The organism is Aldersonia kunmingensis (assembly GCF_001646865.1).
Taxonomy (GTDB): Bacteria; Actinomycetota; Actinomycetes; order Mycobacteriales; family Mycobacteriaceae; genus Aldersonia; species Aldersonia kunmingensis.
Genome location: NZ_LRRB01000223.1, coordinates 22,331 through 44,710, shown reverse-complemented (window position 1 = coordinate 44,710; position 22,380 = coordinate 22,331). Strand labels below are relative to the sequence as shown.

General features: G+C 66.0%; 28 protein-coding genes. 10 read left to right on the top strand and 18 right to left on the bottom strand.

Features of this window, described 5'->3' with window-relative positions:
- Position 1: 1 nt before the first annotated feature.
- From A8G08_RS17480 to A8G08_RS17435, 10 genes are all read right to left on the bottom strand, one after another.
- Complete coding sequence (locus A8G08_RS17480; RefSeq protein ID WP_068276809.1) at positions 2–2,200, bottom strand: sensor histidine kinase; 2,199 nt, start codon at positions 2,198–2,200, stop codon at positions 2–4.
- A 231-nt stretch (positions 2,201–2,431) separates the two neighbouring features.
- Complete coding sequence (gene truA / locus A8G08_RS17475) at positions 2,432–3,358, bottom strand: tRNA pseudouridine(38-40) synthase TruA (protein WP_084436434.1); 927 nt, start codon at positions 3,356–3,358, stop codon at positions 2,432–2,434.
- Position 3,359: 1 nt separating this feature from the next.
- Positions 3,360–3,941, bottom strand: a complete 582-nt coding sequence (rplQ, locus tag A8G08_RS17470; RefSeq protein ID WP_068276803.1) for a 50S ribosomal protein L17 — start codon at positions 3,939–3,941, stop codon at positions 3,360–3,362.
- 41 nt (positions 3,942–3,982) lie between these two features.
- The gene (locus A8G08_RS17465; RefSeq protein ID WP_068276800.1) at positions 3,983–5,047 is read right to left on the bottom strand and encodes a DNA-directed RNA polymerase subunit alpha; all 1,065 of its coding nucleotides are present in this window, start codon (positions 5,045–5,047) and stop codon (positions 3,983–3,985) included.
- A gap of 100 nt (positions 5,048–5,147) precedes the next feature.
- Positions 5,148–5,753: a 30S ribosomal protein S4 gene (rpsD, locus tag A8G08_RS17460; protein WP_068276798.1), complete on the bottom strand. Its 606-nt coding sequence runs from the start codon at positions 5,751–5,753 to the stop codon at positions 5,148–5,150.
- Between the two features lie 20 nt (positions 5,754–5,773).
- Entirely contained in the window at positions 5,774–6,187 is a 414-nt protein-coding gene (rpsK, locus tag A8G08_RS17455; RefSeq protein ID WP_068276795.1) for a 30S ribosomal protein S11, read from the bottom strand.
- Positions 6,187–6,558 (bottom strand): 30S ribosomal protein S13, encoded by a 372-nt coding sequence (gene rpsM / locus A8G08_RS17450; protein WP_068276792.1) that lies wholly within the window; start codon positions 6,556–6,558, stop codon positions 6,187–6,189. The genes rpsK and rpsM overlap by 1 nt, the downstream gene beginning before the upstream one ends.
- Positions 6,559–6,754: 196 nt before the next feature.
- Positions 6,755–6,868 carry a 50S ribosomal protein L36 gene (rpmJ, locus tag A8G08_RS17445; protein ID WP_040515091.1) on the bottom strand — a complete coding sequence of 38 codons (114 nt, stop codon included), beginning with the start codon at positions 6,866–6,868 and terminating at the stop codon, positions 6,755–6,757.
- 75 nt (positions 6,869–6,943) lie between these two features.
- Positions 6,944–7,165, bottom strand: a complete 222-nt coding sequence (infA, locus tag A8G08_RS17440) for a translation initiation factor IF-1 (RefSeq protein WP_003418601.1) — start codon at positions 7,163–7,165, stop codon at positions 6,944–6,946.
- A gap of 253 nt (positions 7,166–7,418) precedes the next feature.
- Positions 7,419–8,267 carry an LLM class F420-dependent oxidoreductase gene (locus tag A8G08_RS17435; protein WP_068276790.1) on the bottom strand — a complete coding sequence of 283 codons (849 nt, stop codon included), beginning with the start codon at positions 8,265–8,267 and terminating at the stop codon, positions 7,419–7,421.
- 72 nt (positions 8,268–8,339) lie between these two features.
- Between A8G08_RS17435 and dtd the strand changes: the two genes are divergently transcribed.
- Together dtd and A8G08_RS17425 are read left to right on the top strand one after the other, a co-directional pair.
- Positions 8,340–8,774 carry a D-aminoacyl-tRNA deacylase gene (gene dtd / locus A8G08_RS17430; RefSeq protein WP_068276836.1) on the top strand — a complete coding sequence of 145 codons (435 nt, stop codon included), beginning with the start codon at positions 8,340–8,342 and terminating at the stop codon, positions 8,772–8,774.
- A 41-nt stretch (positions 8,775–8,815) separates the two neighbouring features.
- Positions 8,816–9,916, top strand: coding sequence for an epoxide hydrolase family protein (locus A8G08_RS17425; RefSeq protein WP_068276787.1), 1,101 nt, complete (start codon positions 8,816–8,818; stop codon positions 9,914–9,916).
- A gap of 3 nt (positions 9,917–9,919) precedes the next feature.
- Here A8G08_RS17425 and A8G08_RS17420 read toward each other — a convergent pair whose 3' ends face one another.
- Positions 9,920–10,345, bottom strand: a complete 426-nt coding sequence (locus A8G08_RS17420; protein WP_068276784.1) for a VOC family protein — start codon at positions 10,343–10,345, stop codon at positions 9,920–9,922.
- Between the two features lie 110 nt (positions 10,346–10,455).
- Here A8G08_RS17420 and A8G08_RS17415 point away from each other — a divergent pair, with 110 nt between their 5' ends.
- Positions 10,456–11,109: a HEAT repeat domain-containing protein gene (locus tag A8G08_RS17415; RefSeq protein WP_068276833.1), complete on the top strand. Its 654-nt coding sequence runs from the start codon at positions 10,456–10,458 to the stop codon at positions 11,107–11,109.
- 16 nt (positions 11,110–11,125) lie between these two features.
- Entirely contained in the window at positions 11,126–12,127 is a 1,002-nt protein-coding gene (locus A8G08_RS17410) for a MerR family transcriptional regulator (protein WP_068276781.1), read from the top strand.
- A 112-nt stretch (positions 12,128–12,239) separates the two neighbouring features.
- Here A8G08_RS17410 and A8G08_RS17405 read toward each other — a convergent pair whose 3' ends face one another.
- A complete protein-coding gene (locus A8G08_RS17405) occupies positions 12,240–13,187 on the bottom strand; it encodes an AraC family transcriptional regulator (RefSeq protein ID WP_068276830.1) in 948 nt (315 codons plus the stop codon).
- Between the two features lie 177 nt (positions 13,188–13,364).
- Between A8G08_RS17405 and A8G08_RS17400 the strand changes: the two genes are divergently transcribed.
- Genes A8G08_RS17400 through A8G08_RS17375 form a run of 6 tightly spaced genes read left to right on the top strand, consistent with a single transcriptional unit; the run spans position 13,365 to position 18,051 of the window.
- Complete coding sequence (locus A8G08_RS17400) at positions 13,365–13,796, top strand: hypothetical protein (protein WP_068276777.1); 432 nt, start codon at positions 13,365–13,367, stop codon at positions 13,794–13,796.
- An 11-nt stretch (positions 13,797–13,807) separates the two neighbouring features.
- Entirely contained in the window at positions 13,808–14,824 is a 1,017-nt protein-coding gene (locus A8G08_RS17395; protein WP_068276775.1) for a ferritin family protein, read from the top strand.
- Complete coding sequence (locus A8G08_RS17390; RefSeq protein WP_068276771.1) at positions 14,821–15,108, top strand: MmoB/DmpM family protein; 288 nt, start codon at positions 14,821–14,823, stop codon at positions 15,106–15,108. The genes A8G08_RS17395 and A8G08_RS17390 overlap by 4 nt, the downstream gene beginning before the upstream one ends.
- Before the next feature lies 1 nt (position 15,109).
- A complete protein-coding gene (locus A8G08_RS17385) occupies positions 15,110–16,666 on the top strand; it encodes a YHS domain-containing protein (RefSeq protein WP_068276768.1) in 1,557 nt (518 codons plus the stop codon).
- Position 16,667: 1 nt separating this feature from the next.
- Positions 16,668–16,988 (top strand): phenol hydroxylase subunit P4, encoded by a 321-nt coding sequence (locus A8G08_RS17380; protein ID WP_068276765.1) that lies wholly within the window; start codon positions 16,668–16,670, stop codon positions 16,986–16,988.
- A gap of 10 nt (positions 16,989–16,998) precedes the next feature.
- The gene (locus A8G08_RS17375; RefSeq protein WP_068276762.1) at positions 16,999–18,051 is read left to right on the top strand and encodes an NADH:ubiquinone reductase (Na(+)-transporting) subunit F; all 1,053 of its coding nucleotides are present in this window, start codon (positions 16,999–17,001) and stop codon (positions 18,049–18,051) included.
- Positions 18,052–18,116: 65 nt separating this feature from the next.
- On the opposite strand, the gene map is transcribed toward A8G08_RS17375, so the two are convergent.
- The 6 genes from map to rpsE all read right to left on the bottom strand — a co-directional run bounded on the left by map (position 18,117) and on the right by rpsE (position 22,366).
- Positions 18,117–18,914: a type I methionyl aminopeptidase gene (gene map, locus A8G08_RS17370; protein ID WP_068276827.1), complete on the bottom strand. Its 798-nt coding sequence runs from the start codon at positions 18,912–18,914 to the stop codon at positions 18,117–18,119.
- A 10-nt stretch (positions 18,915–18,924) separates the two neighbouring features.
- Entirely contained in the window at positions 18,925–19,470 is a 546-nt protein-coding gene (locus tag A8G08_RS17365) for an adenylate kinase (RefSeq protein ID WP_068276758.1), read from the bottom strand.
- The gene (secY, locus tag A8G08_RS17360) at positions 19,467–20,789 is read right to left on the bottom strand and encodes a preprotein translocase subunit SecY (protein ID WP_068276756.1); all 1,323 of its coding nucleotides are present in this window, start codon (positions 20,787–20,789) and stop codon (positions 19,467–19,469) included. Before secY ends, A8G08_RS17365 begins: the two co-directional genes overlap by 4 nt.
- Before the next feature lie 322 nt (positions 20,790–21,111).
- On the bottom strand, positions 21,112–21,552 hold the full coding sequence (gene rplO, locus A8G08_RS17355) for a 50S ribosomal protein L15 (protein WP_068276753.1): 441 nt from the start codon (positions 21,550–21,552) through the stop codon (positions 21,112–21,114).
- A gap of 2 nt (positions 21,553–21,554) precedes the next feature.
- Positions 21,555–21,734, bottom strand: coding sequence for a 50S ribosomal protein L30 (gene rpmD / locus A8G08_RS17350; protein ID WP_068276750.1), 180 nt, complete (start codon positions 21,732–21,734; stop codon positions 21,555–21,557).
- A complete protein-coding gene (gene rpsE, locus A8G08_RS17345) occupies positions 21,734–22,366 on the bottom strand; it encodes a 30S ribosomal protein S5 (protein ID WP_068276747.1) in 633 nt (210 codons plus the stop codon). Before rpsE ends, rpmD begins: the two co-directional genes overlap by 1 nt.
- Between the last annotated feature and the right edge of the window lie 14 nt (positions 22,367–22,380).

The window sequence follows — 22,380 nt, the reverse complement described above, 5'->3', positions numbered from 1 at the left end:
CTCACGCTGCGGCAGACCCGCGAGACCCGATGCCGGCTGCCGGGATACCCGGCGTCGCACCTGGGGTACGCGGCGGGAGATCCGTTGCGCCCTGGTCACGCTTCGGGAGACCCGCAAGACCGGTCTCGCGCGTGGACCGGCCGGCCTCGGTCACCGAGGAGCCCTGCGGACGAGAAACCGGCGGTTCGGTCGGACGCTGCGGCTGAGTCGGCGTTGACTGACCATTCGACCCACGCGGCAGCGCGGCGTTGGCGCCCGCGAGAGCTCCAAGGCCTTCACGCGGCGGGATCGGTGCCATCGGACGGGCCGCATACGTCGGCTCGAACGGCTGCTGGACTGCACCCGACTCGTCGATGAGACGCTTCGGGAAATAGACCATGACGGTCAGGCCCGGGTCGGCAGCGCTTTCGAACGTGGCACGCAGCCGCACCTTCAGACCGTGACGCTCGGCGAGTCGCCCGACCACGAACAGACCCATTCGGCGAGCGGTCTCGGGACCAACCTCGGCGGAACGGGCAAGCCGCTCGTTCATCTCGAACATTTCGGCGGGGGTGATACCGACACCACGGTCGGACACCTCGATCACCAGGCCGCCATCCTGCGACCGGGCGAAGTTGAACGTCACGTCGCTGGCCGGCGGAGAGGCGCGCACCGCGTTGTCGAGCAGCTCGGAGAGGAGGTGCACGATGTCGCTTGCCGCCGAACCGACAATCGCCAGATCCGGTGTCGCACCGAGCTTCACCCGGCGGTAGTCCTCAACCTCGGACACCGCGGCGCGCAGCACGTCCACCACGGCAACCGGGGTGGCACGGCCCTTGCGCGCGGCAGTACCGGCGAGAATCAGCAGGTTGTCGCCGTTACGGCGCATACGAGTGGCGAGGTGGTCGAGACGGAAGAGCCGCTCGAGCAGACGCGGGTCCTTCTCCTCGTACTCCATCGACTCGATGAGCGAGAGCTGATGATCGACGAGCGACTTGCTTCGCCGGGCCAGCGTCTCGAACATCTCGTTGACCTGGAGACGAAGGTCGGCCTGTTCACCGGCCAGGCGCAGCGCCTGGTCGTGGATCTCGTCGACGGCGCGAGCGAGCTGGCCGATCTCTTCCTTGGTATGGACGGGGACCGGCTCGGGCACCACGTCGAGGGCGTTTTCACCGGCCTTGATCCGGTCCACCTCGGCGGGTAGATCGCGTTCGGCGATACCGATCGCGCTCACGCGCAGGCGGCGAATCGGCGCGATGAGCGAACGCGCGATCATCAGACCGACGACGACCGCGAGCAACAGACCGCCGAGGACGATCGCGGCGTCACGGATCGCGCGGTCGCGCGCGTTGTCCGCAAGTTCCTGCACGCCACTGGTGATCGTCTTCGCGGAATTCTGAACCAGGGTCGTGTAGGTGCCGAGGCTGTCGATCAGCGATTCACGGGTTTCGAACAGCGGCCAGATCTGGGTCTTGCGGCCCTGGTTGACCAGACCGAAGCGGTTCTCGATGCCCTTGTAGAGGTCGGCGATCCGACGGTCATCGTCCGGGTAGTACCGGGCGAGCACGTCGACCATCGCGTTCTCGGCCATGATGTTGAGCTCTTCCTCAACATCGTGTCCGCCGTTCGGGTCACGCAGAATCGCGACGCCGCCGGCCACCTCGTCGAACAGGCGACGCTGGCCGCCGAGGGCCGCGACCAACTGGTTCTTCGCGGCGGTAACGGTGGAGTCTTCGACCGACTGCAGCGACAACTCGACGATGTCGAGTGTGTTGGCCTGCACGCGATGTGCTCGAGCCTTCATCTCCTCGAGGTCGATCTCGGTCGTCGGACCCTCGCCGAACACCGTCTGAGCGACATCCATCACGTCGGCCAGTGCGGCGGCCACCTCGGGTGCGAGCTTGCCGCGGTCGAGGACCGCCTGGCCGTGCCCGATCGCTTCGTCGAGGTGGTCGAGTTCGCCGTCGGCAACGGTTGCGGTTGCCTGACCACCCATCACCTGGTTCGTGCGGGCCTCCAGCTCGATCGCCGCGGTAACCACGTCGACGCTGTCGGCTGCTTCATTCAGCCGCTGCGAAGTCTGCAATTCGTCGGAGATGCGGAGTCCGCCGAGCAGAAGGGCGACCGACAGCGGGACCGCGAGGACGGCGCCGACCTTCCAGCGGAGCCGCCAAGTTTCCGGGTTCCAAGCGCGTACGCCGGACCGCGACCCGTCCCTCATTCACAACTCACTTCCCAACCCCACGGACACGCACAGCGCATTCGCTCAGGACCGTTGACTACGTCAGCGCTCCCCCATTCGGGCGACCGAATGAGAGACATTGCCGCGTAGGATTTCAGATCACGAGGGCATAACACAACCCGGCTGCGATTGTATCGATTCGTGATCGCTCGGTTAGACCGCCGTAATATTTGACTACCTAACGTGACATATGTCACTTTCACCGATCGGTCAATCTCCACCGCAGCATCCGCCCGAACCTGCGGATTCCGTACGCACAGCACGGGTTTCGGCGTTGCGCTCGGCGAGCAGCGCATAGTCCGGATAGTCCACCGCCACCAGGCTCAGCCCACGTGCAGGGGCCACAGTAACGCCACTCGACCGCGCCCGCTCATTTAGCAAATTCTTAGTCCATTCGACGCTGCGACGCCCCTCCCCCACGGCGAGGACCGCGCCGACGAGGCTGCGCACCATCGACCAGCAGAACGCATCCGCGCTGACATGCGCGGTCAGCCGGTTGCCGTCGATCACCCAATCGAACCGCTGCAGCTCCCGCACGGTCGTCGCGCCGTCACGGCGCCGACAGAACGCCGCGAAGTCGTTCAGGCCCAGCAGCGCCTGAGAAGCCGCACGCATCGCCTCCAGATCCACCGGGCGGCTCCACCCGACCATGCCGCGCGACTCCAGCGGCGGGACACCGTAATCCGAGGTGAACAGCCGGTAGCTGTAGTGGCGCCGCAGCGCAGAGAAGCGGGCATCGAACTCGGGCGGCACGTCCGTGAGCCGCATGATCCGCACATCCGAGGGCAGAAACCGCGCCATCCGCCGGACCAGCTTCGGCAGGTCGTCGCCATCCCAGGCGACGTCCATATGCGCCACTTGGCCCTCGGCATGCACGCCGGCATCGGTGCGCCCCGCGACCGTCAGTTCGACCGGCTCGCGTAGGACGGTACCCAGCGATTCCTCGAGCACGCCGCACACCGTGCGCAGGTCGGGCTGGCGTGCCCAGCCGCGGAAATCGGTGCCGTCATACGAGATATCGAGCCGCAAGCGCCTCGAAGCGGAGCGACCCGACGTCACCGGCGCCGCGCGACCCTCCTGGAATGGAACGGGCCCGCCGTCCCCGGAGGGAACGGCGGGCCCATCAGCTAGTGCCACGTCAGGACTCTTTGGAGTCCTTGGCCTCGTCGGCGACCTCGGCTGCGGCGACGGTGCTCGACTCGTCGGTCACGGCCTCGGCGACCGCGTCCGCGTTGGCGACCTCGGCCTCGGTGGCCTCGGCCTCAACCTCGGCGACGACGTTCTCGTCGGCAGCGGCCTCGGCGGCAGCGGCCTTCTTCGAAGCCGCAGCGCGGGTGGCGCGGGACGCCTCCGAGCTCGCGGTCTTCTCACGAACGAGCTCGATGATCGCCATCGGCGCGTTGTCACCCTTGCGGGGCACCGTCTTGATGATGCGGGTGTAGCCGCCATCGCGATCGGCGAAGGACGGACCGATCTCCGCGAACAGGGTGTGCACGACATCCTTGTTGCGGATGACCTTCAGCACCTCGCGACGATGCGCGAGGGTGCCGGCCTTGGCGTGGGTGACGAGCTTCTCCGCGTACGGGCGAAGACGCTTGGCCTTGGTCTCCGTGGTGGTGATCCGGCCGTGCTCGAAGAGGGCGGTGGCGAGATTCGCCAGGATCGCCTTCTGGTGGCTGGCCGACCCGCCGAGGCGGGCACCCTTGGTGGGCTTGGGCATTGTTTGTTTCTCCTGTCAGGGACCCAGCAGCGCGCGGTGGCTCAGAGCTGCTCGGTCTCGGCGTAATCCTGGTCGCTACCGTCGGCCTCGCTGAACGCACCGCCGTCGGTGTCACTCCAGGTACCGGTGGCAGCGTCGTAGCCGGCAACACTCGACGGATCGAACGAAGCCGGGCTGTCCTTGAGCGCGAGGCCCAGCGAATGCAGCTTGACCTTGACCTCGTCGATCGACTTCTGCCCGAAGTTGCGGATGTCCAGCAGATCGGACTCCGTGCGCGCGACGAGCTCACCGACGGTGTGCACGCCCTCGCGCTTGAGGCAGTTGTAGGAACGAACGGTCAGGTCGAGATCCTCGATCGGCAGGCCGAACGACGCGATGTGGTCGGCCTCGGCCGGCGACGGCCCGATCTCGATGCCCTCGGCCTCGATGTTGAGTTCGCGGGCGAGACCGAACAGCTCCACCAGGGTCTTGCCGGCCGAAGCCAGCGCGTCCCGGGAGGTGATGGAGTTCTTGGTCTCGACGTCGAGGATCAGCTTGTCGAAGTCGGTGCGCTGCTCAACACGAGTCGCCTCAACCTTGTAGGTCACCTTGAGCACCGGCGAGTAGATCGAGTCGACCGGGATCCGGCCGATCTCGGCGCCAGTGGCCTTGTTCTGCACCGCCGGCACATAGCCGCGGCCGCGCTCGACGACGAGCTCGATCTCGAGCTTGCCCTTGTCGTTCAGGGTCGCGATGTGCATATCCGGGTTGTGCACCGTGACGCCGGCCGGCGGAACGATGTCAGCCGCGGTGACGGTGCCCGGGCCCTGCTTGCGCACGTACATCGTGACGGGCTCGTCCTCCTCGGAGGAGACGACGAGGCCCTTCAAGTTCAGGATGATGTCGGTGACATCTTCCTTCACGCCGGGAACGGTGGTGAACTCGTGCAGCACGCCGTCGATGCGGATGCTGGTCACCGCCGCGCCGGGGATGGACGACAGCAGGGTGCGCCGGAGCGAGTTGCCCAGGGTGTAGCCGAAGCCCGGCTCGAGGGGCTCGATAACGAACTTCGAGCGGTTGTCGGCCAGGACCTCTTCGGTGAGAGTCGGTCGCTGCGAAATGAGCATTGTTTCTTCTTCCTCTACGGACGCCCACTATTTGACGCCCACGTGTGGATTTCGGTGAGTGCGCACCCGGGGCGGGTGCGCCCTCACCTGCGCATGACGCTTACTTCGAGTAGTACTCGACGATCAGCTGTTCCTGCAGCGGGACATCGATCTGCGCGCGCTCCGGCGCCTGGTGAACCAGGATCCGCAGCCGGCCGGGGATGACCTGCAGCCAGCCCGGAACCGGGCGATCGCCGACGGTCTCGCGAGCAACCTGGAAGGGCAGCGTCGGCAGCGACTTCTCCTTGACATCGATGATGTCGTACTGGGAGACGCGGTAGCTGGGGACGTTGACCTTCTTGTTGTTCACCAGGAAGTGGCCATGGCTGACCAGCTGGCGAGCCTGACGACGGGTGCGCGCCAGGCCGGCGCGGTACACGACGTTGTCGAGACGGGTCTCGAGCAGGACCAGCAGGTTCTCGCCGGTCTTGCCCTTGAGCCGGTTGGCTTCCTTGTAGTAGCGCGAGAACTGCTTCTCCATGACGCCGTAGGTGAAGCGAGCCTTCTGCTTCTCCTGCAGCTGGAGCAGGTACTCGCTCTCCTTGATCCGCGCGCGGCCGTGCTGGCCGGGCGGGTAGGGACGACGCTCGAACGCCTGGTCGCCTCCAACGAGGTCAACACGCAGACGACGCGACTTGCGGGTGATGGGTCCGGTATAACGAGCCATTTTCTAAACCTTCCTTCCCGCTAGACCCGACGCCGCTTGGGCGGACGGCAGCCGTTGTGGGGCTGAGGAGTGACATCGGAGATGGTGCCGACCTCGAGCCCTGCAGCCTGCAGCGAACGGATCGCGGTCTCGCGGCCGGAGCCGGGACCCTTCACGAAAACGTCGACCTTCTTGACGCCGTGCTCCTGCGCCTTGCGGGCAGCGTTCTCGGCGGCGAGCTGCGCGGCGAACGGAGTCGACTTGCGCGAGCCCTTGAAACCGACGTGACCGGACGACGCCCACGAGATGACGTTGCCGTTCGGGTCGGTGATCGACACGATCGTGTTGTTGAACGTGCTCTTGATGTGCGCGTTGCCGTGCGGGATGTTCTTCTTTTCCCTACGACGCGACTTCTGGGTCTTCTTCGGACCGCTGGTACGTGACTTCGGAGGCATTACTTCTTCTTCCCTGCGACGGTGCGCTTCGGACCCTTACGAGTGCGCGCGTTGGTCTTGGTGCGCTGCCCGCGGACAGGCAGGCCACGACGGTGGCGCAGGCCCTGGTAGCAGCCGATCTCGATCTTGCGGCGGATGTCGGCCTGCACCTCGCGGCGCAGATCGCCCTCCACCTTGAGCTCGGAGCCCTCGATGTAGTCACGCAGCTTGGTCAGATCGTCATCCGACAGATCCTTCGTGCGCAGATCCGGGCTGACGCCGGTCGCGTCCAGGATCTCCTTCGAGCGGGTACGGCCGATGCCGTAGATGTAGGTCAGTGCGATCTCCATACGCTTCTCGCGCGGAAGATCGACACCCATGAGACGTGCCATGTGGCGATTCCTTCACTTGTCGGAGGTCTGCTCCCTGTCCATCCCCACGTCTGTCGGGGCCCCGGCCTCCGTGCCGGGGGTAGGCCGTCGCTCGTATGCGGCGGCTGGTGCTGGGAGGTCTTCTTTTCGACTGCCAATCCGATCGTCGATCGGTGCGTGGCGTTCTGGCGTTGACGCCTGCTTCAGCTGAAGGGCGTCAGCCCTGGCGCTGCTTGTGACGCAGGTTGTCGCAGATCACCATGACCCGACCGTTGCGGCGGATCACCTTGCACTTTTCGCAGATCGGCTTGACGCTCGGCTGAACCTTCACGTCCGTCCAATCTCTCTTCGGTCGGCCCACTGATGCGGGCAGACTTGTACCCGGCCAGGACCGGCCGGGTAGGTCTTACTTGTAGCGGTAGACGATGCGACCCCGCGACAGGTCGTAGGGCGAAAGCTCAACGACCACACGGTCTTCCGGAAGGATGCGGATGTAGTGCTGCCGCATCTTCCCGCTGATGTGCGCGAGAACCTTGTGACCATTCTCGAGCTCGATGCGAAACATCGCATTGGGCAGCGGTTCGACAACCCGCCCCTCGACCTCGATGGCCCCGTCTTTCTTCGCCATATCCTCCGCGATCCCGGCCTCAAGGCCTGGTTGCTAGTTCACACCGTCGGTTACCGTGGTGCGGACTGGCCACCGGCACCCTTCGCGCTCGTTCGGTTCCGTCGAGATAACTCGCGGCAGGTCCGGGCACGCAGACAACCGGCACGCAGAGCGCACCGTTAGCCGAGTCTACCGAAGGTTGCCCACCAGGCCAAATGGGCCCGGAGCGGAGCCTGCGGAGCGACCACAAACTCCGGATTGACGTTCACCGCGATCAGCGGGGCGCGGATAGCCCCAGTTCCTTGGCGAGCACCCGCAGCGCGGGCATCGCGTCGTCGAACATCGGCAGCACCTGAATGCAGACGTGGTCGGCGCCGGCGTCGACGTGCGCGCGTAGGCCGGCAGCGACCGCCGCCGCATCACCGTGCACGACCAGGGCGTCGATCAGCGCGTCACTGCCGCCGTTGTCGATATCGGCATCGGCGTAACCGAGCCGGTTCAGGTTCGCGCGGTAGTTCTTCAGCTGCAGGTATATCTCCGCAGTTTCGCGGCCGACCGCGCGGGCGCTTTCCGAATCGGTGTCGAGGACGACCTTCTGTTCGGGGGCGAGCAGTGCGTCCGGTCCGAGGATTTCGCGCGCGAAGCGGGTGTGCTCGGGCGAGGTGAGATAGGGGTGCGCGCCTGCGGTGCGATCCGCCGACAGTTTCAACACGCGCGGGCCCAGCGCGGCGAGCGCGAGACGCTCCTTCGGCACACCCTCGCCATCGAGCACGTCCAGATAGTCGACGAGCGTCTGGAACGGCTTGGTGTAGTCCTGGCTCGCCTCGGGATGCCCGATACCGATGCCGAGCAGAAACCGGCCCGGGAAGTGCTGCTCGACGCGATGGAACGAGGCGGCGAGTTCCTTGGGCGGATTACTCCAGACATCCGCGATGCCGGTCGCGACGGTGATGGTGCTGGTCGCCTCGAGCAACGGCTCGACGAACTTCAGCGACGGTTTCCGCGAGCTGCCGATCCAGATCGCGCCATAGCCGAGCTGCTCGATCTCCACCGCGTTCTCCGGAGTCACACTGCGTGTTCCGCCGCGCCACACACCGAACTGTCCCAAGCCGTGATCGCCCATGCCGTGCGCAACTCCTTGCTACACCGAATGATTCCCGCGTGGGCGGCAGCGTACATGGCACGATCGACCACCATGCGAGTTCTCGTGCAGCGCGTCGCGAAGGCGTCCGTCACCGTAGCTGGCGAGGTGGTCGGAGCGATCTCTCCGGAACCCGGCCAGGGCCTGCTCGCACTCGTGGGCGCCACACATTCCGATACGCCGCAGATCGCCGCGGGACTGGCGAACAAGTTGTGGTCGCTTCGCATCCTCGAGGGGGAACGGTCGGCCTCGGACGTGAACGCGCCGATCCTTGTGGTCAGCCAGTTCACGCTCTACGCCGACACCGCGAAGGGCCGGCGGCCCTCGTGGTCGAAGGCCGCGCCGGGTCCGGTAGCCGAACCGCTGGTCGATGCGTTCGCCGATGCCCTGCGCGCGCTCGGTGCCACCGTCGAAACAGGGAAGTTCGGCGCACATATGCATGTGGACCTCGTCAACGACGGCCCAGTGACGATCCTGCTCGAGTCCTGAATCGTGGCTGAATGCCACGAGTTGCTGAGAGGATCCCGGTCATGTCTGGAATCAGCCCCTTCCGCATCGCAGTCACCGATGACGAACTCGAGGATCTGCGGATCCGGCTGGAAGTGACACGCTGGCCGGAGGCCGAATGCGTTGACGATTGGAGCCAGGGGATTCCCCTGGCCTACACCCAGGAACTCGCCGATTACTGGGCCACCACCTATGACTGGCGCGCCCGCGAGCAGGCGCTCAACCGCTTCGATCACTTCACCACCGAAATCGACGGGCTCGACATCCATTTCATCCACCAGCGGTCCTCGCGGCCCGACGCCTTTCCGCTGCTGATCACCCACGGCTGGCCGGGCTCGATCGTCGAGTTCCACAAGGTGATCGAGCCGTTGACCGAGCGTGGATTCGACGTGGTGTGCCCATCGCTACCGGGCTACGGCTTCTCCGGTAAACCGACGCGAACCGGGTGGAGCGTGGAGCGGATCGCCGCGGCGTGGGACACGTTGATGGGCAGGCTGGGTTACGAGCGGTACGGCGCACAGGGTGGCGACTGGGGCGCCTCGATCACCGCGCAGATCGGGCGAAATGGCGGCGGTTGCACCGGGATTCACCTGAACATGCCCCTCGGATTTCCTCCGGGACCGCTCGACAATCCGACCGACGACGAGAAGCGGGCGCTCGAGCGGATGAAGTATTACCGCAAGTGGGACAACGCCTACGCCAAACAGCAGTCCACGCGTCCGCAGACAATCGGCTACGGATTGGTCGACTCCCCTGTCGCCCAGCTGGCCTGGATCGTCGAGAAGTTCTGGTCGTGGACCGACTGCGACGGGCACCCCGAGAACGCGCTGACCCGAGACGAAATGCTCGACAACGTGATGCTGTACTGGCTCACCGCTTCTGGCGCATCGTCGGCACGTCTGTACTGGGAGAGCTTCCGCACGTTCAATACGGGCCGCGTCGAACTTCCCACCGGCATCGCGTCGTTCCCGAAGGAAATCCTGCAGTCACCGCGCAGTTGGTGCGAGGCCGGCTTCAACATCACCCACTGGACCGATATGCCGCGCGGCGGTCACTTCGCCGCATTCGAGCAGCCCGAACTCTATGTCGACGACGTCGCAACATTCTTCGACAGCGTCCGGTAGCGGCTAGGTCAGGCAAAACTCGTTGCCCTCGGGGTCCGTCAGGGTGATCCATTTGAACGGCCCCTGCTCGGCGTGATGCAGGACGGTGGCACCGCGTTCGACGAGCGCGTCCGCGATCGCCTGCCGGTCCTCCCCGGCCCGAACGTCCAGGTGCATCCGGTTCTTGACGGTCTTGTCCTCGGGCACCAGCTGGAACAGAACCCGCGGACGCTCGGGGTGCTCGGGGTCTCGGATCGCGGCGCCGACCCGCCACACCAGGACACCGTCGTAGACCTGGGTGTCCTCCTCACGGGCCCGTCCGGCAGCGACGAGACCGCGGATCATGTCCTCGTCGCTGGGTTCGACCTGCCAGCCGAGCGTCTGCGCCCACCACTTCGCCTGATCGTGCGGGCGCTGCGAATCCACCACCACCTGAAATTCGTAGCTCATGACCGGACCATACGAGGCCCCTCGGACATCCACCGGTGATCCGCAACACCGAGACCTTGACCCTGACACAGTGTCAAGGAGTGGAGTTGTCGGCGAAGGAGGTGGTTGTCATGTACACGACCCACCACGGCGAGCCGGATGCTCGCCTCGTCGACGCCCTGACCGGGGCCCAGTCCTCCGTGCGACTGCGGGCGGCGCTCTCCGCAGGGACCATTGGAGATCCGAACCTCGTCGAAGCCCTGGTCGCCCGGTGTGCGGTCGAGCCGGACTTCTTCGTCCGGGACATGCTGACGTGGGCGCTGGTTCGCCTGCCCGCCGAGATCACGGTGCCGCGGCTGATCGTGGAGCTCGGCTCGAACATCCCGCAGGCGCGCAGCCAGGCGCTGCACACCCTGTCGAAGATCGGGGACGGAGCGGCCTGGCCGGCGGTGTCGGCGCTGCTGCACGACGCGCACGACGAGGTCGCCCGCAGCGCGTGGCGGGCCGCCCTCGTCCTCGTCCCGACGGGCCACGAGGCCACGCTCGCAACCGATCTCGCGTCGGCGCTCGGGCGCGGCGACCGGGACACGATGCTGAGCCTGAGCCGCACGCTGGTGGGTCTCGGCGACGCCGTCCTGCCCGTTCTGGAGACCGCCCGGGCGAGCAACGATCCGCGCGTGCGGGCGCACGCCGAGGCCACCGAGCAGCTCCACCGTGACCCCGACAGCGGTTTCTCGATGGCGGTCGAGATGGCGAAGCGGGTCGCGGTCGGCCGCGAATCGTGACGAAAGAGGTCCGCGGATGTTGATCGGTGAGGTCGCGCGACTGTCCGGCGTCAGCACCCGAATGCTGCGGCATTACGACGCGCTGGGACTGGTGGAGCCGACCGGCCGAAGCTCGGGCGGTTACCGCGAGTACTCCCCCGACGACATCCGGCGGCTCTTCCACGTCGAGAGCCTTCGGACCCTCGGCCTGTCTCTGGCCGACGCGAAGCGGGCACTGGACGAACCCGGATTCGCACCGGCCGATTTGGTGAGCGAGCTCATCCGGCACACGCGGGCGCGGATCGCCGCCGAGGAGGAACTGCTCACCAAACTCGAGCGGGTCGACGCGGCGGCTCCCGCGCAGTGGGGCGACGTCCTGAGCATCGTCCCGCTGCTGCGGGCGCTCGAGTCCGATTCCTCTGGCAGACGTCAGCAGGCCGTGCTCACCGCCGACGGGAGTGCGGCGCTGCCCGGGCCGACGCTGGCTGCGGCGGCCCTCGCCGAGGACAACCTCAACGTGGCAGGGGCTCTGCAGTGGTCGCTGGCCCGCGCGGCCGGGCGCGGGCTCGCGGAGCTGGCCGCAGGCCTGGAGTCGGACGACGCCATCGTCCGGCTCCGGGCGACGTCCGCGATTGCGAAGGTGCCCGCGGCGGAGGCGACGACGCTGCTGCGGCAAGCGCTCGACGACGACGACGCCACCGTCCGCGGGCGAGCCGCCCTCGCCCTCGGCGCGCGGGGCAGCGCCGACGCCGTGCCTGCCCTGCTCGAGCTGGTCGTCGAGGGGCAACGCGACGTCGAGGCGGCCGAGGCCTTGGGACTGCTCACCGAGGTCGCCACCACCGGCGAGGACATCGTCGGCGCCCTAACCGACCGACTCGGCGGCGCGGCGGACCCGGCTGTGCGCCTGCGGATCACGCAAGCGTTGGCGGAGATTCCGGGACCAGCAGCACAGGCGGCACTGGTCGTGCTGACGGACGACGGCGACCGGACGATCGCGGCCACGGCCGCGGCAATCCTGCACAGCCGGGACCACGACTGACAGTTCGGATGCCCGACACTTCGCCGCGCACCTTTTGCAGCGCTTGCGCACGCCCAGGCATGCGCGGTGGCGTGAATTGGTGCGCGTCGCAGACGATCCGATGGAGTGCGCGCTACCTGCGCAGCGTCTCGGACGGCGCGACACCGAACCGGCGCCGATACGCGGCGGCGAACCGTCCGGTGTGGGTAATCCCCCACCGCAGTGCGACATCGGTAACCGAGGTGACGACGGGATCCCCGGTGGCGAGCTCCTCGTGAATCCGGTCGAGGCGCACATCGAGCAGGTATTCGCGCGGCGCGACCCCGACGTACTCCCGGAACGCTTCCTGCAGCCGGCGCACGCTCACCCCCGCGACCTCGGCCATGTCGGCCGCGGTCCATGGCTGCGCCGGATCCTCGTGGATCCGGTCGAGCACGCGCTTGACGATCCGCGGCCGGATCGGCCCACCGCTGTCGTCCTCGGGTAGCACCGCAAGCAGGAATGCCGTCGTCACCGCGCCGGCTAGCTGGTCGGCCACCAGCGGGTTCTGCAGCAGTGACCCTTCACCGCGCAGCTGAGTGTTCACCGATTCCAGCAGCGCAAGCCAGCTGCGACCCTCGGGCGTGCTGAGGTCCACCTGCGCAGGTAGCTGCACGCCGGGCCGACCGGCGACGCGGGACAACTCGCGATGCAGATAGTCGCGGTCGAGCTTCACGCCGACGATTTCGCAGTTCTCCGTCCACCGGGTGATCACCGCCTCGGTGTCGGGCGCGAACACCGACGCCTTGCCCGGTTCGGAGTAAACCTGGTGGCCGCCGCTGATCGACTCGATGTGTCCGCGCATCGGGATATTGATCGCGTATGCGCCGGGATGCTGGGTGACAACGGATACCTCTGCACCCCAGCCGATTCGGGCGAGCCGCAACGCTCCGAGCTGGGTGGATGCGACGTTCAGCTCCGGATGCGAGCCCGCCGCCGCGGGCCGCAGGACGTGCGGGAAGTAGGCGTCGGAGACGGCGTGTTCGGCCGCTTCCCAATCCTGGTCATCACGTTTCGACTCGTCCCGCGCGCTGTCGCGCATCCGTGCGTCCTCCACTCCTCACCCGCGTCGCCAGTGTGATGCGCGCCACGAAAGTTGGCAAATACGACTCGTCGCGCAAAGCGGATCGCGACCGCGCAGAGCGGATCGCAGGTGCATCAATTCCGGACCTATGGTCTGCGTCACATCAATCGAAAACCGACTCGAGGAGTCGTCCGCATGACGCCCTTCATGCTGGCCGTTTCGGCCAAACTCGACGGTGAACCTGCCGCAGGCGCGGAGCCTGCGGAGTGCCCATTTGACACCGCACCCGCTACCGAACCCAGTCGCACACGGTCCATCGCCGCGGCCGCCGACGTGCAGGTCATCGTCCGCTCGCTCGCCGAACAGCTGGTCAGTGAGGCCAACGCCGTACTGCGTGAGCGCGGCGACGTCTTCGAACTCGTCGACGGCACCGGACCCGGCGCGTTCACGTTCACCATCCGCTACCGCGATCGCGAAGCGCGCATCGCGACTGTGGTCAGCGGCCACACCGCCACAGCGAGTCTGTCCGCCCCTGGCCTCGACGAGACCGAAACTCGCGAGCTGTCCGGCGCGGACGAACTGCAGTCGCTGCTACTCACCCTGCTCGCCGACCCGGCGCACGCGTAAAGGAGAAACCCGTGCAATACGAACTTCGCTACCAGGTCGTCGAGGCGAAACGCCACACGTACCAGAACATCATCGATCGCATCGGTGACGAGCCGGCCAGCCGCTACCTCGAAGGCACGCTCGACATCGAGCCGCGCGATATCTTCCACTACCGCCCCACCTGGGACTCGGAGCGCGAGCTGTACGACCCCCGGTTCAGCGCCCTGCGCCTTACCGATTCGTATTCGTTCCTGGACCCGCGGCAGTACTACTACACGCCGTACGTCACCAACCGCGCCGCACATCACGAGGAGTTCGGCAAAACGCTGAGCTACCTGGAAAGCCGCGACATACTGGTGAAGCTGCCCGACACGTGGCGAGCCATCGTTCGCGCGGCCGTGATTCCGTTGCGGCACTATGAATCCGGCGGCCAGCTGATCAGCGTGGCAGGGTCGCGGTTCGCCTACGGCACCTCGCTCGCGCAGTGCTGCAGCTTTGCCTCGTTCGACCGAATCGGCAACGCGCAGATGATCTCCCGGGTCGGACTTGCAGTCGGTGACGGCACAGCCGAGGCGCTCGAATCGGCCAAGCTCGACTGGATGTCGGCAACACATCTCCAGCCCCTGCGTTCGCTTGTCGAACACATCATGGTGGCCGACGACTGGGCCGAGGCCCTGCTCGCGCTCGATATGGCCGATTCACTCATCTACCCGTTGATCTTCCGTGGCCTGGACGAGTCGGCCCTACTGACCGGGGGCGGCGCGTACAGCCTGGTCGCGCAGTACTTCACCGCGTGGTTCGCCGATCAGCGCAAGTGGGTCGACGCATTGCTCGCGTCGTGGACGGCCGATCCCGAGACCGCCGCCACGAACGTCGAAGTGCTGACCCGCATCCGCGACGAATGGCGCCCGCGGGCCCTCGACGCCGTCCGACCGATCGCCGCGTTCATCGACGAGAACCTGCCCGAGGCACATGCCGGCGTATTGCTCGCCGATATCGACGCCGCCGAAACCGCCAAGTGGACCGCACTTTTGGGAGAACAAGCATGAGCACCGGAACTGCCCGCCTGGTGGGCATCGACCTGCAGGAGTCCGAGGAGAACCGGCCGCTGATCGAGGCGATCCGCAGCGACAACCCGGATATGACCGTGCGGCACCTGCCCGGACTGGTGAAGCTGCAGTCCCCCGGCCAGATCGTGATCAACCGCGAGACGGTCGAAGACCGCCTCGGCCGCGAGTGGGAGACCGGCGAATTCCAGCTGGCGATCGTGTCGTACGCCGGCAATTTCTCCGAGTGGGACGACGACCAAATCATCGTGAAGTGGGAGCACTGATATGACAATCGAAGCCACCGGAGCCAAGGCCGCGAAGGCCGCACCGCGCAAGAAGAAGCTTCCACTCAAGCAGCGCTACTCGCTGCTCACCCGCGATCTCGATTGGGACGCAACCTATGTCGAGCGGGAGAAGCTCTTCCCCTACACCGACTACGAGGGCATCAAGGTGCACGACTGGGACGGCTGGGAAGACCCGTTCCGCCTGACCGTCGACGCCTACTACAAGTACCAGGCCGAGAAGGACAAGCGGCTCTACGCGGTTCTCGACGGATTCGCCCAGAGCCAAGGCCATCTCACCCTTGCCGACGCCAGCTACCTGAACGCCATCAAGCTGTTCATCCAGGGCGTCACTCCGCTCGAGTACGCCGCGCATCGGCACTTCGCCTACCTGGGCCGCTATCTCGAAGGCCCGGCACCGCGGTTCGCCGCGCTGTGCCAGAGCGTGGACGAGCTGCGGCACTGCCAGACGCAGATCCACACGATCAGCAACTACAACAAGTACTACGGCGGCTTCCACAGCTGGACGAAGCAGAAGGACCGTGTCTGGTACCTATCGGTGCCGAAGTCGTTCTTCGACGACGCCATGACGGCCGGGCCGTTCGAGTTCCTCATCGCGATCTCGTTCAGCTTCGAATATCTGCTCACAAACCTGCTTTTCGTGCCGTTCATGAGCGGCGCGAGCTTCAACGGCGATATGCCGACAATGTCGTTCGGCTTCTCCGCGCAGTCCGATGAGAGCCGGCACATGACCCTCGGGCTCGAGGCGATCAAGTTCCTGCTCGAGCAGGACGAGGCGAACGTGCCGATCATCCAGGGCTGGATCGACAAGTGGTTCTGGCGGGCGTACCGGGTGGCCGCGCTGGTCGCCGCGATGATGGACTACATGCTCCCCCGCGAGGTGATGAGCTGGAAGGAAGCCTTCGAGCTGTACTTCGAGGATCAGATGATGAACGGGCTGTTCCCCGACCTCGAGTACTACGGGATCAAGCCGCCACGGCATGTCGACCTGGCCATCGCCGAGAAGGATCACCTGTCGCATCAGGCGTACAAGATCCTGCACAACTTCTCCTTCGCCGCCGCGTTCACGACGCAGACGCCGACCGACGAGAAGATGGCGTGGCTGTCCGAGCAGTACCCGGACAGCTTCGCCGAGATCTACAAGCCCACCTGGGAGAAGCACAAGCGGATCGAGGCGGACGGCGGCCGGATGTTCGTGCAGGGCCTGCCTCAGCTGTGCCAGGTCTGCCAGATCCCGATGGCCTTTACCGAGGTCGATGATCCGACGCGGATTTCTTTCCGGCACAGCGAGTTCCGTGGCGAGACGTTCCATACCTGCAGCGACGGCTGCCAGTGGATCTTCGACAGGGAGCCGGAGAAGTACATCCAGGCGTGGTTGCCGGTGCACCAGATCTACCAAGGCAATTGCGGAGGGCCGAGCGTGCCGGAGGTCCTCGACTGGTACGGCATCCAACCCGGCGACAACGGCGATTACCGCGGCTCGACCGACGAGGCGTCCTGGGCAGCGTGGCACGACGATTCGAAGAGCAAGGAGAAGTGAGATGACCGTCAAGGCGCTCTACGACTACGACTACCCATCGGCCGATCGCGTGGAGTTGTTCGGTGACGACGAACTGGTTTACGTGCACTGGCGCGGGAACCTGCTGTTCTCTTCGGCCGGCTGCTTCCGCGCACCGAAGGCCATGACCTTCGGCGAATTCCGCAGCGCCATCGTGGATGCCTGGGCGGAGTCCGACCCGGAGTACGACTCGGCATCGGTGCACGACTGGCAGTTGTTCGACGAGCCGCTCGAGGCCGACCCGGGCAGGACGCTCGCCGACCTCGGCATCGGGCACAAGGCCCTGCTGTCCTTCGCCACCTAGGAGCTCTGCGATGACCAGCTACACGGTGTCGATCGAACCGATCGGCGTGGAGATCGAATGCCGCGAGGATCAGGCCGTGCTCGACGCATGCCTACGCGAGGGGATCTGGTTGCCGCACGCCTGCACCCATGGCACGTGCGGAACCTGCAAGGCCGAGATCCTCGATGGCGAAGTCGATTTCGGCGACGCGTCGCCATATGCGCTGCTGGAGAGCGAACGCGACGAGGGCGCCGCACTGATCTGCGTCGCCAAGCCGCGCAGCGATCTGACCATCGAGGGTGACGTCGACGTCGAGGAGGGCGTCGACGTGCACCCGGTGCGCGACTACACCGGCACGATCGAATCGGTGGAGGCTGTCACGCCGACCGTCCGGCGGGTGGTCATCGCGGTGGACGAGCCGGTGGCGTTCAACCCAGGTCAGTACCTGCTACTGAGGACACCCAACGGCGACGAGCGACCGTATTCGATCGCCAGCACCCCGGCAGATCCGAAGCGAATCGAGTTGCACATCAAGCTCTCCGCCGGGGGTGCATGTACCGACGGCTGGGTGTTCAAGTCGATGGCGCCCGGTGACGCCGTCGCGTTCTCCGGTCCGTACGGCAGGTTCTCGTTCCGGCCGCTGCGCGACGAGCCGATCCTGCTGCTCGCGAGCGGCACTGGGCTCGCGCCGATGAAGGCGATGATCCGGCACATCGCCGAGACCGATTCCGAGCACGAAGTGGTGCTCTACCACGGTGTCGCGAAGGTTGAGGAGCTCTACGACCGGGAGTTCTTCGAGGCGTTCGAGGCCGAGCACGATTGGTTCAGCTACCGGCCTGCGGTGTCGCGGGAGGAGTTCGGCGGCCGGACGGGCCGGGTGCCGGCACTGCTCGCCGAGGACTTCCCGAAGGCCTCGGGGAACGTGGCATACATCTGCGGCAGCCCGAACATGGTTGCCGACACCATGAAGGCGCTGATGAAGGCACGACTGTTCCCGCGCAATATCTATCGGGAGGACTTCTTCGACTCGGCAGACCGCGCCAACGGCAATCATGTTGTGCGCAGCCCGCTGATCAAGCGGTAGGTGCCTCGACCCGCTCAGCCGCACAGCTATTCGCGATCCGCAAAAGGTGTGCGGCTGAGGGTCGTTTACTCCGGGCGCAGCGTCAGAATGCGCGGGCCGTCCTCGGTCACCGCGACAGTGTGTTCCCAGTGGGCGGCACGGCTGCCGTCGGTGGTGACGACGGTCCAATCGTCGTCGAGCACCACGGTCTGGGTGGTGCCGAGGGTGAGCATCGGCTCGATCGCCAGGGTCGAACCGACCACCAGCTCGGGGCCCTTACCGGGCGCGCCCTCGTTCGCGAGGAACGGTTCGAGATGCATCGAGCGGCCGATGCCATGGCCGCCGTAGCCATCGACGATGCCGTAGCTGCGGCCGTGTGCCTGCTCGGCAGCGCGGGTGCCCAGCTCGATCGCATGCGACACGTCGGTGAGCCGGTTGCCCGGCAACATCGCGGCGATGCCTGCCTCCATCGACAGTCGGGTTGCCTCGCTCAGATCCGCGTCCGCAGCGTCGATCTCACCGACGCCGAACGTCCACGCGGAGTCGCCATGCCAGCCGTCGAGGATGGCACCGCAATCGATCGACACCAGGTCACCCTCGGCGAGGATGTCCGCCGGGGACGGGATGCCGTGCACCACGCGGTCGTTCACCGAGGAGCAGATCGACCCGGTGAAACCGTGGTAGCCGAGGAACGACGGCACTGCGCCGGCTTCCCGGATCACCTGCTCGGCGATCTGGTCCAGCTCCAGCGTGGAGATACCCGGCTTCGCGGCCTCGCGGACGGCGACCAGGGCGCGGCCGACGACCGCGCCGGCCGCCGCCATCGCGTCCAGCTCGCCCGCGGACTGGAAGGGCACCACCTTGCGCTTGCGGCGCAGCGACATCGCCATTACCTCAGTGTCCGAGCGCTCGCAGGGCCCGGGTGTTGACCTCGTCGATCTCGCCGATGCCGTCGACCGTGACGACGAGGCCGTCATAGTGATCGAGCAGCGGTGCGGTTTCGTCGCGGTACACCTTGAGCCGGTTACGGATTACGTCCTCGCTGTCGTCCGCACGGCCGCGAGCGAGCATGCGCTCGACCACCACGTCCTCGGCGACCGTGAAGCACAGCACCGCGTCGAGCTTGGTGTTCAGCGCGGCGAGGATGTCCTCGAGCGCGTCGGCCTGATCGACCGTGCGGGGGAAGCCGTCGAGCACGAAACCGTTCGCTGCGTCCGGCTCGGCGACGCGGGCCTCAACCATGCGGTTGGTGATGTCGCTGGGTACGAGATCGCCGGCGTCGAGGTACTTCTTCGCCTCGAGGCCGAGCGCCGTCTCCTGGCCGATGTTGGCGCGGAAGAGGTCGCCCGTGGAGATGTGCGGAACACCGAGCTTCTCCGACAGCAGGACGGCCTGAGTACCTTTACCGGCGCCCGGGGGACCGAGCAGAACGATTCTCACCTGAGGAACCCTTCATAGTTGCGTTGCATGAGCTGGCTTTCGATTTGCTTGACCGTGTCGAGGCCGACGCTGACCATGATCAGCACCGCGGTGCCACCGAACGGCAGGTTCCCCCCAGCCCCCGAGCTACCAATGTCAAGGAACAAGTTCGGCAGCACCGCCACGATGCCCAGGTACAACGAGCCCGGCAGGGTGATGCGGCTCAACACATAGTTCAAGTAGTCGGCGGTCGGACGTCCCGGACGGATGCCCGGAATGAAGCCGCCGAACTTCTTCATTTCCTCTGCGCGCTCGTCCGGGTTGAACGTGATCGCGACGTAGAAGTAGGTGAAGAACACAATCATCGAGAAGTAGATCGCGATGTAGACCGGGTTGCTCGGGTTCACCAAGTACTGCTGGATGAACTCCTGCCACCAGTTCGGATCCGTTGCAGTTGCCGAACCGGTCAGCTGAGCGATCAGGTTGGGCAGATACAGCAGTGATGAAGCGAAGATGACCGGGATCACGCCGGCCTGGTTCACCTTGAGTGGCAGGTAGGTCGACGAGCCGCCGTACATCTTGCGGCCCACCATCCGCTTGGCGTACTGCACCGGGATGCGGCGCTGGCCCTGCTCGACGAAAACGACCGCGGTGATGATGGCCAGGGCCGCCACACACACGAGCGCGAAGACGAGGTTGCCGCGGCTGTCCAGAATGGCCTTGCCCTCGGCGGGGATACGCGAAGCGATACCGGCGAAGATGAGCAGCGACATGCCGTTGCCGATGCCGCGTTCGGTGATCAGTTCACCGAACCACATGACGAGCGCGGCACCCGCGGTCATCACGAGCACGATGACGATCAGCCCGAAGATGCTGTCGTCGGCGAGGATCTCCTCCTGGCAGCCCTGCAGCAGCTGACCACGCGACGCAAGCGCGACGAGGCCCGTGGCCTGCAGGATCGCCAGGGCGATCGACAGGTACCGGGTGTACTGCGTCATCTTGGTCTGGCCGGCCTGGCCTTCCTTGCGCAGCTCCTCGAAGCGCGGGATGACGACCGTCAGCAGCTGCACGATGATGCTCGCCGTGATGTACGGCATGATGCCGATCGCGAACACCGACAACTGCAGCAATGCGCCGCCGGAGAAGAGATTGATCAGCTGGTAGATGCCGGCGCTATCTCCGCCGGACACCTCGTCGACACACTTCTTGATGTTGCCGTAGTCGACGCCCGGGGACGGGAGCGAGGCACCGAGACGGTACAAGGCCACCAGTCCGAGCGTGAAGAGGATCTTCCGCCTCAAATCCGGGGTCCTGAAGGCCGACACGAAGGCGGAAAGCAAGGATCCTCCTGTGCGTCACCGAGTTCGGCAACTTAGCGGCATGCTGGATGGACCAGCGTGAATCACGGGCAAACATCAGTCGGACCGGCAGCGGTACAGCTGCCAGCCACGCAGTCTCCGAGAATATCAGCCACGCATTATCTGGGCGGAAGTGCCTCGTAGCGGTGGTTCCAAGACGGTTCCACCGTCGTGGTTCCACCGCAGGAACATGGCGTGGCGGGTGTCGGAACACGGGCCGCGAGCGGCCCGGTACGACACCGGCCGCGACCGAAGCGAGCGCCTCGGCCGCGGCCAGTGGGTACTACTCAGTTCGTCGGAACCGTCACAGCTCGGTGGTGGTCCCACCCGCAGCGGCGATCTTCTCCTTGGCGGAGCCGGAGAACTTGTTCGCCGTCACCTGCACGGCAACGGTGATCTCGCCCTCGCCGAGCACCTTCACGAGCTGGTTCTTGCGAACCGCACCCTTGGCGACGAGATCCTCGACGCCGACGGTGCCGCCCTCGGGGAACAGCCGCTGGATGGCCGCGAGGTTCACGACCTGGTACTCGGTACGGAACCGGTTGGTGAAGCCCTTGAGCTTGGGCAGCCGCATGTGCAACGGCATCTGCCCACCCTCGAAGGCGGCCGGCACGTTCTTGCGGGCCTTGGTGCCCTTCGTGCCGCGACCAGCGGTCTTACCCTTGGAGCCCTCACCGCGGCCGACACGAGTCTTCTCGGTCTTGGCGCCGGGGGCCGGCTTCAGATGATGCAACTTGATGGTCATGGTTAGACCTCCTCAACTTCCACGAGGTGGCGCACCACGTTGATCAGGCCGCGGTTCTGCGCATTGTCCTCACGCACAACCGACTGCCGGATCTTGCGCAGGCCCAGCGTGCGCATGCTGTCACGCTGGTTGGCCTTGGCGCCGATGGTGCTCTTGACCTGGGTGATCTTCAGATCGGCCATTACGACGCCCCCTGACCTGCACGCGCGCGCAGCATGCCCGCAGGCGCGACGTCCTCGATCGGCAGACCGCGGCGAGCGGCGACCTCTTCCGGACGCTGCAGCTGCTTGAGAGCAGCGACAGTCGCATGCACGACGTTGATGGCGTTGTCGCTACCGAGCGACTTCGACAGGATGTCGTGGATACCCGCGCACTCCAGCACGGCACGAGCCGCGCCACCGGCGATAACACCGGTACCGGGGCTGGCCGGACGCAGCATCACGACACCGGCAGCGGCTTCGCCCTGAACCGGATGGGTGATGGTGCTGCCGATCATCGGGACACGGAAGAAGCCCTTGCGAGCCTCCTCGACGCCCTTCTGGATGGCCGCGGGAACTTCCTTGGCCTTGCCGTAGCCGACACCAACGAGACCGTTGCCGTCGCCCACGATGACCAGCGCGGTGAAGCTGAAGCGCCGGCCGCCCTTGACGACCTTCGACACACGGTTGATGGCAACGACCCGCTCGAGGTGGTTGCTCTTCTCTTGCTGGTTACGGCCACCGTCGCGGCGGTCGCGACCGCCCCGACCGTCATTGCTTGGTCCGTTTGCTCCGGCGGGTCCGCTTCCGCCGTCACGCCTTTGACGTCCCGGCATCAGGCGATCCTTCC

Bases quoted from the DNA above. Each gene is read 5' to 3' on its own strand.
- A8G08_RS17480 (WP_068276809.1), bottom strand. From the start codon at position 2,200: ATGAGGGACGGGTCGCGGTCCGGCGTACGCGCTTGGAACCCGGAAACT.
- rplQ (WP_068276803.1), bottom strand. From the start codon at position 3,941: ATGCCCAAGCCCACCAAGGGTGCCCGCCTCGGCGGGTCGGCCAGCCAC.
- A8G08_RS17465 (WP_068276800.1), bottom strand. From the start codon at position 5,047: ATGCTCATTTCGCAGCGACCGACTCTCACCGAAGAGGTCCTGGCCGAC.
- rpsD (WP_068276798.1), bottom strand. From the start codon at position 5,753: ATGGCTCGTTATACCGGACCCATCACCCGCAAGTCGCGTCGTCTGCGT.
- rpsK (WP_068276795.1), bottom strand. From the start codon at position 6,187: ATGCCTCCGAAGTCACGTACCAGCGGTCCGAAGAAGACCCAGAAGTCG.
- rpsM (WP_068276792.1), bottom strand. From the start codon at position 6,558: ATGGCACGTCTCATGGGTGTCGATCTTCCGCGCGAGAAGCGTATGGAG.
- infA (WP_003418601.1), bottom strand. From the start codon at position 7,165: ATGGCGAAGAAAGACGGGGCCATCGAGGTCGAGGGGCGGGTTGTCGAA.
- A8G08_RS17435 (WP_068276790.1), bottom strand. From the start codon at position 8,267: ATGGGCGATCACGGCTTGGGACAGTTCGGTGTGTGGCGCGGCGGAACA.
- dtd (WP_068276836.1), top strand. From the start codon at position 8,340: ATGCGAGTTCTCGTGCAGCGCGTCGCGAAGGCGTCCGTCACCGTAGCT.
- A8G08_RS17425 (WP_068276787.1), top strand. From the start codon at position 8,816: ATGTCTGGAATCAGCCCCTTCCGCATCGCAGTCACCGATGACGAACTC.
- A8G08_RS17420 (WP_068276784.1), bottom strand. From the start codon at position 10,345: ATGAGCTACGAATTTCAGGTGGTGGTGGATTCGCAGCGCCCGCACGAT.
- A8G08_RS17415 (WP_068276833.1), top strand. From the start codon at position 10,456: ATGTACACGACCCACCACGGCGAGCCGGATGCTCGCCTCGTCGACGCC.
- A8G08_RS17410 (WP_068276781.1), top strand. From the start codon at position 11,126: ATGTTGATCGGTGAGGTCGCGCGACTGTCCGGCGTCAGCACCCGAATG.
- A8G08_RS17405 (WP_068276830.1), bottom strand. From the start codon at position 13,187: ATGCGCGACAGCGCGCGGGACGAGTCGAAACGTGATGACCAGGATTGG.
- A8G08_RS17400 (WP_068276777.1), top strand. From the start codon at position 13,365: ATGACGCCCTTCATGCTGGCCGTTTCGGCCAAACTCGACGGTGAACCT.
- A8G08_RS17390 (WP_068276771.1), top strand. From the start codon at position 14,821: ATGAGCACCGGAACTGCCCGCCTGGTGGGCATCGACCTGCAGGAGTCC.
- A8G08_RS17385 (WP_068276768.1), top strand. From the start codon at position 15,110: ATGACAATCGAAGCCACCGGAGCCAAGGCCGCGAAGGCCGCACCGCGC.
- A8G08_RS17380 (WP_068276765.1), top strand. From the start codon at position 16,668: ATGACCGTCAAGGCGCTCTACGACTACGACTACCCATCGGCCGATCGC.
- A8G08_RS17375 (WP_068276762.1), top strand. From the start codon at position 16,999: ATGACCAGCTACACGGTGTCGATCGAACCGATCGGCGTGGAGATCGAA.
- map (WP_068276827.1), bottom strand. From the start codon at position 18,914: ATGTCGCTGCGCCGCAAGCGCAAGGTGGTGCCCTTCCAGTCCGCGGGC.
- rplO (WP_068276753.1), bottom strand. From the start codon at position 21,552: ATGACCATCAAGTTGCATCATCTGAAGCCGGCCCCCGGCGCCAAGACC.
- rpmD (WP_068276750.1), bottom strand. From the start codon at position 21,734: ATGGCCGATCTGAAGATCACCCAGGTCAAGAGCACCATCGGCGCCAAG.
- rpsE (WP_068276747.1), bottom strand. From the start codon at position 22,366: ATGCCGGGACGTCAAAGGCGTGACGGCGGAAGCGGACCCGCCGGAGCA.